At 47.5% G+C, this 12,632-nt stretch carries 13 protein-coding genes; 9 read left to right on the top strand and 4 right to left on the bottom strand.

Annotation, left to right across the window (positions count from 1 at the left end; genetic code table 11):
• Positions 1-37: 37 nt before the first annotated feature.
• Positions 38-490 carry a MarR family winged helix-turn-helix transcriptional regulator gene (locus tag E2R66_RS17010; RefSeq protein WP_133232858.1) on the top strand — a complete coding sequence of 151 codons (453 nt, stop codon included), beginning with the start codon at positions 38-40 and terminating at the stop codon, positions 488-490.
• Between the two features lie 73 nt (positions 491-563).
• On the opposite strand, the gene E2R66_RS17015 is transcribed toward E2R66_RS17010, so the two are convergent.
• Positions 564-1,133, bottom strand: a complete 570-nt coding sequence (locus E2R66_RS17015) for a phosphatase PAP2 family protein (protein ID WP_133232856.1) — start codon at positions 1,131-1,133, stop codon at positions 564-566.
• Positions 1,134-1,260: 127 nt separating this feature from the next.
• Between E2R66_RS17015 and glmM the strand changes: the two genes are divergently transcribed.
• Positions 1,261-2,652: a phosphoglucosamine mutase gene (glmM, locus tag E2R66_RS17020; protein WP_133232854.1), complete on the top strand. Its 1,392-nt coding sequence runs from the start codon at positions 1,261-1,263 to the stop codon at positions 2,650-2,652.
• 67 nt (positions 2,653-2,719) lie between these two features.
• Positions 2,720-3,856: a cysteine desulfurase family protein gene (locus E2R66_RS17025; RefSeq protein WP_133232852.1), complete on the top strand. Its 1,137-nt coding sequence runs from the start codon at positions 2,720-2,722 to the stop codon at positions 3,854-3,856.
• A 254-nt stretch (positions 3,857-4,110) separates the two neighbouring features.
• On the opposite strand, the gene E2R66_RS17030 is transcribed toward E2R66_RS17025, so the two are convergent.
• Positions 4,111-4,653, bottom strand: coding sequence for a hypothetical protein (locus tag E2R66_RS17030; protein ID WP_158288433.1), 543 nt, complete (start codon positions 4,651-4,653; stop codon positions 4,111-4,113).
• An 88-nt stretch (positions 4,654-4,741) separates the two neighbouring features.
• On the opposite strand from E2R66_RS17030, the gene E2R66_RS17035 reads away from it, so the two are divergent.
• Positions 4,742-5,173 (top strand): hypothetical protein, encoded by a 432-nt coding sequence (locus tag E2R66_RS17035; protein ID WP_133232848.1) that lies wholly within the window; start codon positions 4,742-4,744, stop codon positions 5,171-5,173.
• Between the two features lie 79 nt (positions 5,174-5,252).
• Positions 5,253-5,543, top strand: a complete 291-nt coding sequence (locus tag E2R66_RS17040; protein WP_133232846.1) for a hypothetical protein — start codon at positions 5,253-5,255, stop codon at positions 5,541-5,543.
• Between the two features lie 294 nt (positions 5,544-5,837).
• On the opposite strand, the gene accD is transcribed toward E2R66_RS17040, so the two are convergent.
• On the bottom strand, positions 5,838-6,701 hold the full coding sequence (gene accD / locus E2R66_RS17045; protein ID WP_133232904.1) for an acetyl-CoA carboxylase, carboxyltransferase subunit beta: 864 nt from the start codon (positions 6,699-6,701) through the stop codon (positions 5,838-5,840).
• Between the two features lie 273 nt (positions 6,702-6,974).
• Here accD and fbaA point away from each other — a divergent pair, with 273 nt between their 5' ends.
• From fbaA to E2R66_RS17060, 3 genes are all read left to right on the top strand, one after another.
• Positions 6,975-8,054, top strand: a complete 1,080-nt coding sequence (gene fbaA / locus E2R66_RS17050) for a class II fructose-bisphosphate aldolase (RefSeq protein ID WP_133232844.1) — start codon at positions 6,975-6,977, stop codon at positions 8,052-8,054.
• 85 nt (positions 8,055-8,139) lie between these two features.
• Positions 8,140-8,643: a low affinity iron permease family protein gene (locus E2R66_RS17055; protein WP_133232842.1), complete on the top strand. Its 504-nt coding sequence runs from the start codon at positions 8,140-8,142 to the stop codon at positions 8,641-8,643.
• A complete protein-coding gene (locus E2R66_RS17060) occupies positions 8,603-9,043 on the top strand; it encodes a GNAT family N-acetyltransferase (protein WP_133232840.1) in 441 nt (146 codons plus the stop codon). The genes E2R66_RS17055 and E2R66_RS17060 overlap by 41 nt, the downstream gene beginning before the upstream one ends.
• A gap of 264 nt (positions 9,044-9,307) precedes the next feature.
• Here the strand turns inward: E2R66_RS17060 and E2R66_RS17065 are convergent, their stop codons facing one another.
• The gene (locus tag E2R66_RS17065) at positions 9,308-10,978 is read right to left on the bottom strand and encodes an amidohydrolase (protein ID WP_133232838.1); all 1,671 of its coding nucleotides are present in this window, start codon (positions 10,976-10,978) and stop codon (positions 9,308-9,310) included.
• Between the two features lie 1,414 nt (positions 10,979-12,392).
• Here E2R66_RS17065 and E2R66_RS29140 point away from each other — a divergent pair.
• Positions 12,393-12,515, top strand: coding sequence for a hypothetical protein (locus E2R66_RS29140; RefSeq protein WP_262710306.1), 123 nt, complete (start codon positions 12,393-12,395; stop codon positions 12,513-12,515).
• Positions 12,516-12,632 lie beyond the last annotated feature (117 nt).

Here is a 12,632-nt window from a genome sequence, read left to right on the forward strand (position 1 = left end):
ATTTATATTTGCATCAAAATCAAGCTATTGCGCTATAATGGGAATTGAGGAAGATATAAAAAGTACGAATTTTGAGGATAACTACCACAAGGCAGTTATCAACTTGTCGTACACGTATGGCTGGATGGCTAATATTTCCAGGCCGAAATTTGAGCAATATAACCTTACGCAGCAGCAGTTCAATATACTGCGTATACTGCGCGGGCAATACCCTAAGCCGGCTACGGTTAACTTGCTTAAAGAGCGCATGATCGATAAGATGTCTGATGCATCGCGCATAGTAGATAGACTGGTACAAAAGGGCCTGGTATCGCGTTGCACCAATAGCAAGGATAGAAGGGCCGTTGATATAGGCATTAGCCAGGAGGGCCTACAGATACTATCTAAAATGGATAAAGAATTCAAGACGAAAGATATTTTAAAAGATAACCTTACCGAAGAAGAAGCCGGTCAGTTAAGCGATCTGCTGGATAAGATGCGAGGGGCGTAGGGGAGAAGCAGGACTAAAAGAACCAGGAATCAAGGAAGATATGAAGGCATTCGTGAATGCGAATGCCTTTTTGCTATGCCACAAAACCCGGCTGCCATTTTTTAAATCCTGTAAAAAATAACCAACTCACCAATCCCCCATAAATTGCGCCGGCGGTTACATCAACCGGATAATGCACCCCCACATAAATCTGCGCAAAACAAATCAGGGCGGCCCACACGATAGCCGCAGGTACCACCCACTTCCATTTTTTGCCAAATGCCAGGCATAAGAATATGGCTAACGCAAAATGGTCGGTAGCATGGGTAGAGGGGAAGCTGTAGCCTGTGCCGCAGGGCACCCGACTGATGACAGTTTGGGATGTTACAACATCCCGGCAGGGCCTGTCGCGCTGCACGTATTTTTTAATAAGGCTGGCGCTGGTAAAATCGGCGAAGCCTGCCGCTAAGGCCAGCATCAGTACCAGTATAGCGCCCTGTTTTTTATATCGCCATATGGTGAACGCGATGATGAAGATATACAGTGGTATCCAAAACCTGGGGTTACGCATCAAGGGCATTATCCAATCAAAAAAAGCATTGGATAAATCGTGATTGATGAAGTAGAAGAAATGCCTGTCGAGCTGTAAAAGGAAATCGGGCATTGGTATTGGGCAGATAAATAACGTTTATCCCGCAAATATAGCCAATAAATTCAGCCTTAAAACTACGCGAATTTTACATTGCTATTAGTTAAATAGCTTATTTTTGCACCCTAAAACACGGTACATTTTGACACTGATTAAATCGATTTCGGGCATAAGGGGCACCATAGGCGGTGCGGCGGGCGAGGGCTTAACCCCCTTGGATATCGTGAAATTCACCTCTGCTTATGGCAGTTGGGCGGTAAAACGCTCGGGCAAAAATAAGATCGTTATCGGCCGCGATGCACGCCTTTCCGGCGATATGGTGAACAACCTGGTGATTGGTACTTTGCAGGGTTTGGGTATTAATGTAATAGACCTTGGCCTATCTACCACCCCAACCGTAGAAGTAGCCGTGCCCGATGAAGAGGCAGCAGGCGGTATCATCCTCACGGCCAGCCACAACCCCAAACAATGGAACGCCCTTAAATTGTTGAACGCCGATGGCGAATTTATCAGTGATGCCGATGGCAAAGAAGTACTGGAAATTGCAGAGAACAGCGATTTTACTTACGCGGGCGTAGATGCTTTGGGCAAAGTAACCAAAGACGATAGCTACCTGCAAAAACATATCGATAAAATACTCGCACTGCCATTGGTGGATGTGGAAGCTATTAAGGCCGCCGATTTTAAGGTGGTGATTGATTGCGTAAATTCTACAGGAGGTATATTCGTACCGGCTTTATTGAAAGCCCTTGGCGTGAATACCATCCATGAATTATACTGCGAGCCGGATGGCCATTTCCCGCATAACCCCGAGCCGCTGCCCGAGAATTTGGTAGCGCTTTCGAAAGAAGTATTGAAGAACCGCGCCGACATAGGCATAGCCGTAGACCCTGATGTTGACCGCCTTTGCTTTGTTTGCGAGGATGGGAACGTATTTGGCGAGGAATACACGCTGGTGGCCGTTGCTGATTATGTGCTGAAGAATAACAAAGGCAACACGGTATCCAACCTGTCGAGCACCCGTGCCCTGCGCGATGTTACCGAAAGTGCCGGTGGCGAATATCATGCTGCCGCAGTGGGAGAGGTGAATGTAGTTAACAAAATGAAGGAAGTTGGCGCTGTTATAGGCGGCGAAGGCAATGGCGGGGTTATTTATCCCGAACTGCACTACGGTCGCGACGCTTTGGTGGGCATTGCTTTGTTTTTGACCCATCTGGCTAAATTCGGCAAGCCGGTATCGGTTTTAAGAGCATCTTATCCCGGTTACTTCATCTCTAAAAATAAAATTACGCTTACGCCCGAGATGCATATCGACGCACTATTGCTGAAGGTTGAAGAGAAATACCAAAAGCAACCGCATAGTACAATTGATGGCCTCAAAATAGAATTCGACAAAGAATGGGTACATTTGCGCAAATCGAATACCGAGCCTATTATCCGCATCTATTCTGAGGCAAACTCAGAAACCGTTGCGAACAATCTGGCCGAAAAGATCATCCGTGATATAAAAGAAATATTAAATTTAAACGATTAGAGATAGCCCGAAAGTCCGAAAGACGAAAATCTAACCTCTAATTATCTGTCCTCTAATCTCTAAACACATGCGCGTTTACTTTGATAATGCTGCCACTACCGCTCTCGATCCTGAAGTTATAAAGGAAATGTATAAAGTAATGGAGGGCCAGTTTGGCAATCCATCATCCATCCATGCCCATGGCCGCGAAGTGCGTACGCTGCTTGAACGTTCGCGCAAAACCGTAGCTAATTTGCTGCATACCTCACCAGCGGAGATATTCTTTACCAGTGGCGGTACCGAGGCTGATAACACCGCTATCCGCTGCGGCATTATCGATCATAAACTTACCCACGCCATTACGACCAAACTGGAGCATCACGCGGTTATCCATACTTTGCAGTCGATGGAGAAATCGGGCGTTATCAAGTTAAGCTATGTGGACGTTGATTGTAAAGGCAACGTAGATTACGATCATTTAGAAACGCTGCTGAAGGATAATGAGCGTAGCTTTGTATCCCTGATGCATGCCAATAACGAACTGGGTACCATTACCGATATCGAGCGCGTAGGCGACCTTTGCGAGGCCTACAACGCCATATATCACAGCGATACCGTACAGACCGTCGGTCATTACAAACACGATCTGAGCAAGCTGAAAGTACACTTTATGGTATGCGCGGCCCATAAGCTACACGGTCCCAAAGGCGTTGGCTTTTTGCATGTAAACCATAAAGTAAAAATCAACCCCATGATATACGGCGGCGCGCAGGAACGCAATATGCGCGGCGGCACCGAAAACGTTTACGGCATAGCCGGCCTGGCCAAGGCGCTTGAACTGGCCTACGCCGAAATGGATGCTCACCAGGCTTATATACAAGATCTGAAAAGCTATATGATGGCCAAACTGCAGCAAGAGATTGCCGGCGTGGCCTTCAACGGCGAAACAGACCCGGCAAAAAGCCTGTACACAGTACTCAACACCTCCTTCCCGGAAATGGACATGGCCGATATGCTGTTGTTTAATTTAGACATAGCAGGCATTTCGGCATCGGGCGGTAGCGCCTGTAGCTCGGGCTCCGATATCGGCTCGCACGTACTTACCGCCATTGGTGCCAGTGCCGATAGGCCGTCCGTTAGATTCTCTTTCTCTAAGTACAATACTAAAGATGAGGTGGATTATACTGTAGCCAAGCTAAAAGAGCTTTGCATGGTGAGTGCGTAAACGGGTATTACGCAGCCAATCATTCCTCATCACATTTCACCGCCATGTCATCCCGAACGAGCGGTAGGGCATTGCGCGCAGGGGCGAGGAGGGAACTTGTTCGCACTGCAATTCAGTGGTTCTAAGCCGCCAAACATACCGCAGAAGTTCTCTCCTCACGCCATCCCACGACCCTGCTCCGATTCGTTCGAGAAGACATAGCGGGAGCGTTCCCCGAAAAGTAATTCGGGCTTGAATTGCGGCTTATTCCACGTTTATTCTCTTGAAAATATGATGGCCTGACCTAAGATGAGGTCATCAATCGGGATGATAAGCTCGTAAGGTGAGCTGTTGCCCATCAACACCCAGGTTTCAAAGTTATTGTCAATATTTGTCAAGGTGATGCCCCAACAAGGCGTTTTGTGCCCCAAAATATTTTCTTTGTTCCTAACAGTATCAATCTTCCAGCGCCCGGTTGCCGATATCTCCGGACTTCTTTCTGCTTCTTCACCACCAAAAACATTTGGAATCTTTTGTATTTGGTAAGTCCCGTCCGGTTTCAAAATGATTGTACTTTTTTTAGAGCCGGCAATTGAATGTTCAGCTACAGTTCCTCCTTTAAGTTGGTAAAATCCAACCACGTCGGTTTTTGTTGGCTGCTCTGTAGTAAAATCCGTTTCGTATGGTCCTTCATAGCAACCGCTAATCACCAATATAAGCATTACCACAGCGGAATTTACCAGGCGTTTCATGCATCCAATATAATTATAAATAGGTGCCGGCGCCAATAAAAAAGCATATTTCATTGCCAATACCATTTTATTAATTATTTCTTTTTAGGATAATTATAAAAACATTAGGTTAATTACTAGGTTATATTAGTAACAAAACAAACTATAAAATCCTATGAACATTAACGAGCAAAATGCCTGGGATGCCCAGGACGAAACACAGAATTACGGGTCGGGCTTTGCAGTAGCCGATTCACAAACTATCAATGGCTTCACCTCTGCTGATTCAACAGAAGGCGAAGATGGTGAGCTGGAAACAGCCTACGAACCTAATGCTGAGGAAGATTTTGATACCGAAGAGGAGTTAGGCACCGAAGATGACTTGGATACAGAAGAGGATCTGGATACCGAAGAGGACTTAGGCACCGAAGATGATCTGGTTACCGAAGAGGATTCGACAACCGGCGATAGCCTGATTGATGACGATGACGACCTTGTAAGCGATGACGATGCCCTGGCTGACGAGGATGATTTGGCCGATGACGAGGACGAAAGTTTGCTGGATGATACCGAAGGCGGCGCGGCTGCAAGGCCGGGGTTAATTTAAAGGTTAAATAAATAAACTGTCTAGCGACTTTGGTACTGTTTTTGGTATTTTATTTAAACAAAAATTAAAACTAAACATTATGGAAACCAACGAAATCAATCCGGAATACAATCCGATCCATAACCCGAACGAAACACCTGAAGAACGCGAAAGTGGCGAAGGCGGTTCGGGTTATCGCCCGCAAACAGAACAGGAACAGCAGGAAGATGGTAACGATGCATCTTACAGTGAACAGACTGATGTAACGCCACCAAACCAACACGAGTTCCCGTCTGAAGGGGTAGCCACTAAAACTAATTTCGAAAGCCGTCCGCATGGCCGCACAACAGGTCGCATGGTAGGGCATGAGCCTGGTACGGAAGGGATATAAACACGCCCGCCACCCCCCTGAACGGGGAGTTTTTGAAAAGCATAAACAGGCAAGGCTTCACAAAATGTGAAGCCTTGCCTGTTTATTTACCACCCCGTCATTGCGAGGAACGAAGCAATCTCCCGATTAGCAGAGCGGCATGCAATAGCCGATAAGCAGGGTTGCCATTCCTATGAGATTGCCGCGTCGCCCCTGCGCTCAGTTCCCTGCCGCTCCTCGCAATGACAATTGGGCTATAGCAAACAAAAAAGGCCACCCCGAAAGGCAGCCTTGATATCTTGATAATGATAATTATTAAACTTCGTTAACTGCTACCGGTGCCAACATTTTTAAGAATGTGGCCAGTTTTTCTTTCATTTCCCTGCGGTCAACTATAAAATCAAGGAAACCGTGTTCCTGCACAAATTCCGCAGTCTGGAAACCTTTTGGTAAATCTTTTTTAATGGTTTCTTTAATAACGCGTGGACCGGCAAAGCCTATTAGCGAACCCGGCTCGGCAATGTTGATATCGCCAAGCATGGCATATGATGCCGTAACGCCGCCTGTGGTTGGGTCGGTAAGCAAAGAAATGTATGGGACTTTTGCCTGGCTCAGCAGGGCAAGCTTGGCCGATGTTTTAGCCATCTGCATCAGCGAGAAGGCTGCTTCCATCATCCTGGCACCGCCAGATTTGGATATCATCAGGAAGGGTACCTTGTTTTTGATACTGTAATCGATAGAGCGTGCTATCTTTTCGCCCACTACCGAACCCATAGAGCCTCCGATAAAGTTGAAATCCATGCAGGCAATCACCAGGTCCTCGCCGTTCATTTTGCCCACGCCTGCGCGTATGGCATCCTGTAAACCGGTTTTCTTTTTGGTTTCTACCAGGCGGTCGGTATATTTTTTGGTATCGGTAAAATGCAATGGGTCGCCCGATGTGAGGTCGCCAAACAGTTCGGTAAACTGGTTATCATCGAATAAAATAGAAAAATATTCTTTGGAGCCAATGCGTATATGGAAACCACAGTAGTGGCAAACGTATTGGTTTTCAACCTGTTCCGAGTAGTGAAGGGGTTTCTTACAGTTGGGGCATTTGTTCCAGATGCCATCGGGGGCTTCTTTCTTCTCCTGTGTAGTCGTAATTATCCCTTTGATTTCTCGCTTAAACCACGCCATATCTATATCTAAGTCTTTCAAGTGACACAAAGAAACGAAAAAAGGTTGTAAAAAGTTAGAATTGGTTGGAAAGGTTAAAAAAGTTAGAAGGGTTGGAGAGGTTGGAGTTGGCTAAGAAGTTAGAACTGTTTGAATGCCGCCAGGTAAACTACCTATTTAGCTACTCTAACGTTTTTAACTTCTCCAACTTTTTTAACTTCTATAACTTTTCAACCTTCAAACCTTAAAACTTTTCAACTAATTTTATAACTTCGGCGCACAAACATAAAGTTAATGAGTTTAAAAGATTACAAAGGAGTACTCACCGGAGATCAGGTGCAGGAACTATTTGAAGCAGCTAAGGCACACCAGTTTGCTTTGCCGGCGGTAAACGTTATCGGCACAAATACTATAAACGCAGTAATGGAAACAGCTAAGGCTGTTAACTCACCTGTAATTATCCAGTTATCAAACGGCGGCGCGCAGTTTTATGCGGGCAAATCGCTTGATAACAGCAAACTACAGGCCTGTATCCTGGGCGGTGTATCTGCTGCAAAGCACGTGCATTTATTAGCTGAACACTACGGTGTTGCTGTAATTTTGCATACCGACCATGCTGCAAAAAAATTATTGCCATGGATTGATGGTTTGTTAGAGCATGGTGAAAAATTCTTTGCCGAAACCGGCAAGCCTTTGTTCTCATCGCACATGCTTGATCTTTCTGAAGAACCTATCGAAGAAAATATTGAAATATCTGCTAAATACTTAGCCCGTATGGCTAAAATGGGCATGACCGTTGAAATTGAGCTTGGCGTAACCGGCGGCGAAGAAGACGGCGTTGATAACTCTGATGTAGATAGCTCACGCTTATATACCCAGCCCGAAGAGGTTGCTTACGCTTACGAAGAACTATCAAAAGTGAGCGATAAATTTACCATTGCTGCTGCGTTTGGTAACGTACACGGTGTGTACAAACCGGGTAACGTTAAATTACAGCCGGTTATCCTGCACAACTCACAGGTTTACTTAAAAGAGAAACATGGCCTTGCTGCTGAGAAACCGATCAACTTCGTGTTCCACGGTGGTTCTGGTTCCAGCCAGGAAGAGATCCGCGAAGCAATATCATACGGTGCTATTAAAATGAACATCGATACCGATATGCAGTTTGCATTTTGGGAAGGTATAAAAGATTACTACCAGGCAAAAGAAGGCTATTTGCAAACACAAATCGGTAGCCCGGATGGTGATGACTCTCCAAACAAAAAATACTACGATCCGCGCGTTTGGTTGCGCAAGGCAGAAGAAAGCTTCGTAAAACGCTTAACTGTAGCCTTCGGCGATCTGAACTGCATCGACGCTAACAGCAAGTTATAATTGCTATAGCCAATAAGCATAAAAACCGCCCTTGTTTAAGAACATCGGCGGTTTTTTTGCGTTGTATGCGTAAATATTTAACACTATGGCCAACCATAAGAACAAGAATTTATTTGAACGCTTTGCCAACTGGGCTACTACTGCAACCGGCAGTTCGGCAGCCTTTATCATAGCGGCTGCCATTATCATCATCTGGCTGGTTACCGGGCCAATTTTTCAATATTCCAATACCTGGCAACTCATTATCAATACAGGTACTACCATCGTTACGTTTTTAATGGTATTCCTTATCCAGAAAACGCAGAATAAAGATTCCAAAGCGATCCATTTAAAACTGAACGAACTACTAGCGTCGCACCAGGGGGCCAGCAACCGGATGGTGGTGATTGAGGATCTGAGCGAGAAAGAATTGGACCAGCTGCACAAATTTTACGTAAAATTATCCGATCTTGCCGAGAAGGAAGATGACCTCACCTGTACGCATTCTATTGATGCAGCGGAAGAGAACCATAATACCAAGCTAACCGGCTTTAAGAGTAAACCGCATTATGCCCGATCCATCAAAGATAGAAGTAAACCAGGTAAATAGCCCGGCCCAATTGGAAGATGTATTTGCCATCAGGCACGAAGTATTTGTTTTGGAACAGGGCTGCCCGCCCGAACTGGAAATAGAATTCAACGAACACAGCATCCATTTTTTAGCAACCGTTGATGGCCAGGCCGCCGGTGCCTGCCGCTACCGCAAAACCGATAAAGGTTACAAATTAGAACGCTTTGCCGTATTGAAGAGATGCCGTGGCTTTGGCCTGGGGCAGCAGATGGTACGTGCTATCTTAGCTGCTTTACCCGCCGATGCCGAATACGTTTACCTGCATGCCCAGTTGGATGCCGTTAGCCTATACGCCCGCTTCGGTTTCGAAAAAGATGGGCCGGAGTTTGAAGAAGCAGGGATAAGGCATTATAAGATGGTTCGCCCCCCGGCCCCGTGACCGCCTGCAGCCCTAGCTTTAGCGGTGGCGCAAGGGGGAGCAGAAGTTTGATTGGTAGGTTACTCTTACTCTATTCCTACATTGTCATTGCGAGGCTCAAGGGGAGGAATGTGCGAAAGGGAGCCGCGGCAATCTCTTCGCGCGGACTAACAAAGTGGCCATGCATACCACGAGATTGCTTCGCCGCACAATCCACCACACAGGCCTTCGCTGGCAATGACAAGGTTTAATTTTTAGATTTGTTCCCCGAGTACTTTAGCCAAACTACTTCGCCTGAAAAACCACTTTCCCGTTAACAATCGTCGTATTTACTTTGATATCCTTAATCTTATCCGGGTCAACAGCCGTTGGGTCTGCATCAAGGATTATCATATCTGCAAAATATCCGGGCAGTAATGAGCCTTTCTTTTTTTCCTCGTAGGTGGTATAGGCACCGCCGTAGCAATAGGCTTTGATGGCGTCTTCGGCATCTACGCACTGGTTGGCACCTATTACGTTGCCTTCTTTGGTTTTGCGGGCAACAGCGCTACCCAGGCGGATCATGGCCGGGTAGGTGGATATCGGCGCATCCGAATGCAGGGCATATACAATGCCCATATCCTGTGCGGTACGGGTAGGGTGCAGCATCTTCAAGCGTTCTTCACCATAAACGGCCATCTTTTCGCCAAGTTCGTACAGGTAGCAATGGAATACCGGGATAATGCCATCCCGCTTGATATCCTCCATTATCTTCATCGTGGTTAGGCTGCAATGCTCAATGCGGTGGCGCGGATCGGGCCGCGGGTTTTGCTGCATGGCTTTTTCTATGGATGATATTACCATCGCTATCTCGCGATCGCCGTTGGAGTGGCAGGCAATTTGCCAGCCCGCATTATGTATGGCCAGGAACAAGCTATCCAGTCCGGCCTGGCTGCGGGCAGGTGGAATACCGTAGTAATCGCGTTTGCCGGTTAGCGGGTTAATCATATCGTATGGGTCGTTAAGCCAGCAGGTTTTGCCACTGAGCGAATTGCCCTGCACCACTTTTATGCCTGCAATGCGCAGGAAATCGGTTTCCGTGCGTGGTATTGTTCCATTCAGCACCTGGTCCAGGTATTCCCACCAGATGAGCAGGTTAAAGCGCATAGGAAATTGCTCCGCTACCAGTTTGCGGTAAATGGCCACCTTTTGCGGACTGGTGTTGGCATCGCCGATGCTGGTTACGCCACTGGCCAACACCTGGTTAAAATAGAGGCGGTAGCCTGCCATTTCTTCTTCATCGGTTGGTTTGGGCGGGTTGGTTATTTTTGCGCGGCGCAGGTAACCGGCTGCAGATTCCTTGCAAATACCATCGGGTTTGTTAGTGCCCGGATAACGCTCGAAGAGGCCGCCTGCCGGGTCTTTGGTGCTTTCGTTAATGCCGGCCTTATCCATCAGGAAGGAGTTGGCAGCAGAGAGGTGCCCGCTCACGTGGCTCAACAGCACCGGGTGCTCGCTTGTGGCTTTATCCAGACTATCCCGTATGGGTTGGCCGCCCAATAAAGTTTCATTGTAACCAACACCGCGTATCAACATGCCTTTCGGTGTAATGGCTGCTTTGCGTTTGACGAGGGCGATCAGGTTTTTCATCGAAGTAACCGTATCCACTCTGATGGTAGCGTATAGCGCCTCGAACGGATATACCGGCGCGGGGTGCTGGTGCACATCGTTAAAGCCGGGGATAACGGTTTTGCCGTTCAGTTTGATGATTTTGGTATTCTTGCCTGCGTATTTGGCTATCTCAATATTGCTGCCAACTGCCAGTATCCTGCCATTAGCCATGGCTAGTGCCTGTGCACGGTGGCCTTTTTGCTTCAGGGTGATGATATTGCCGCCGGTGAGTATCAGGTCGGCTTGTTGGGCATGTAAGGGTAGGTATAAGGCAATCAGGACGATGAGCGCGAGCAGCTTTTTCATGGCCGGAAAGGTCGGCAATGGATGTTAAGCCGAAGTTTAGGGAATGTGATGGTTTGGGTGGTGACATATGCTTATTTTCTAATATCACCAAGCTCTTACAACCATATGATTGCGAGTACGCCCTGGTGGGCACTTCCGATGAAACTCAGGGCCATAACTTACTACCCAACCGTCGGTTAAAACCGACGGCAATGAAGGTGGATGAACGAAGCACCTTCATTGCCGCCTCATTTATGGGACGGAATAGCAGGTAGTGAATGTAGATTTGGGGATGTGACGTGCTTCATCTTTGCATGTTGCCCGTCGGTTGAAACCGACGGCAATGAAGCAAGGATGGGAAAAGTTCGAAGTCACAACTTCATTGCCGTCCCATTTATGGGACGGAACAGGTGCAGAGCCGCTTTGCGTTCGGTTTATGCTTGCTACCCAACCGTCGGTTAAAACCGACGGCAATGAAGGTGGATGAACGAAGCACCTTCATTGCCGCCTCATTTATGGGACGGAAACGGTTCAGAGCCGCTTTGCGTTCGGTTTATGCTTGCTACCCAACCGTCGGTTAAAACCGACGGCAATGAAGGTGGATGAACGAAGCACCTTCATTGCCGTCCCATTTATGGAACGGAAACGGTTCAGAGCCGCTTTGCGTTCGGTTTATGCTTGCTACCCAACCATCGGTTAAAACCGACGGCAATGAAGGTGGATGAAAGATGCACCTTCATTGCCGTCCCATTTATGGAACGGAAACGGTGCAGGGCCGCTTTGCGTTCGGTTTATGATTGCTACCCAACCATCGGTTAAAACCGACGGCAATGAAGGTGGATGAAAGATGCACCTTCATTGCCGTCCCATTTATGGAACGGAAATGGTGCAGAGCCGCTTTGCGTTCGGTTTATGCTTGCTACCCAACCGTCGGTTAAAACCGACGGCAATGAAGGTGGATGAACGAAGCACCTTAATTGCCGCCTCATTTATGGGACGGAAACGGTTCAGAGCCGCTTTGCGTTCGGTTTATGCTTGCTACCCAACCGTCGGTTAAAACCGACGGCAATGAAGGTGGATGAACGAAGCACCTTCATTGCCGTCCCATTTATGGAACGGAAACGGTTCAGAGCCGCTTTGCGTTCGGTTTATGCTTGCTACCCAACCATCGGTTAAAACCGACGGCAATGAAGGTGGATGAAAGATGCACCTTCATTGCCGTCCCATTTATGGAACGGAAACGGTGCAGGGCCGCTTTGCGTTCGGTTTATGATTGCTACCCAACCATCGGTTAAAACCGACGGCAATGAAGGTGGATGAAAGATGCACCTTCATTGCCGTCCCATTTATGGAACGGAAATGGTGCAGAGCCGCTTTGCGTTCGGTTTATGCTTGCTACCCAACCGTCGGTTAAAACCGACGGCAATGAAGGTGGATGAACGAAGCACCTTCATTGCCGCCCCATTTATGGGACGGAACAGGTGCAGAGCCGCTTTGCATCCCGTTTATGCTTGCTACCCAACCGTCGGTTAAAACCGACGGCAATGAAGTTGGATGAACGAAGCACCTTCATTGCCGCCCCATTTATGGGATGGAGCTTGCTACCGCGGGCTTCCAGCCCGCGGTAGGCACAAGGTGAGCTTTCATCTGGCGCAAGCTGGAAGTTTGCAACATG

The organism is Mucilaginibacter psychrotolerans (genome assembly GCF_004519315.1).
GTDB classification, from domain to species: domain Bacteria; phylum Bacteroidota; class Bacteroidia; order Sphingobacteriales; family Sphingobacteriaceae; genus Mucilaginibacter; species Mucilaginibacter psychrotolerans.

Excerpts from the sequence above, each read along its gene's own strand:
- E2R66_RS17010 (WP_133232858.1), top strand. The coding sequence starts at position 38 with ATGGGAATTGAGGAAGATATAAAAAGTACGAATTTTGAGGATAACTAC.
- E2R66_RS17015 (WP_133232856.1), bottom strand. The coding sequence starts at position 1,133 with ATGCCCGATTTCCTTTTACAGCTCGACAGGCATTTCTTCTACTTCATC.
- E2R66_RS17025 (WP_133232852.1), top strand. The coding sequence starts at position 2,720 with ATGCGCGTTTACTTTGATAATGCTGCCACTACCGCTCTCGATCCTGAA.
- E2R66_RS17030 (WP_158288433.1), bottom strand. The coding sequence starts at position 4,653 with ATGGTATTGGCAATGAAATATGCTTTTTTATTGGCGCCGGCACCTATT.
- E2R66_RS17035 (WP_133232848.1), top strand. The coding sequence starts at position 4,742 with ATGAACATTAACGAGCAAAATGCCTGGGATGCCCAGGACGAAACACAG.
- E2R66_RS17040 (WP_133232846.1), top strand. The coding sequence starts at position 5,253 with ATGGAAACCAACGAAATCAATCCGGAATACAATCCGATCCATAACCCG.
- accD (WP_133232904.1), bottom strand. The coding sequence starts at position 6,701 with ATGGCGTGGTTTAAGCGAGAAATCAAAGGGATAATTACGACTACACAG.
- fbaA (WP_133232844.1), top strand. The coding sequence starts at position 6,975 with ATGAGTTTAAAAGATTACAAAGGAGTACTCACCGGAGATCAGGTGCAG.
- E2R66_RS17055 (WP_133232842.1), top strand. The coding sequence starts at position 8,140 with ATGGCCAACCATAAGAACAAGAATTTATTTGAACGCTTTGCCAACTGG.
- E2R66_RS17060 (WP_133232840.1), top strand. The coding sequence starts at position 8,603 with ATGCCCGATCCATCAAAGATAGAAGTAAACCAGGTAAATAGCCCGGCC.
- E2R66_RS17065 (WP_133232838.1), bottom strand. The coding sequence starts at position 10,978 with ATGAAAAAGCTGCTCGCGCTCATCGTCCTGATTGCCTTATACCTACCC.
- E2R66_RS29140 (WP_262710306.1), top strand. The coding sequence starts at position 12,393 with ATGAACGAAGCACCTTCATTGCCGCCCCATTTATGGGACGGAACAGGT.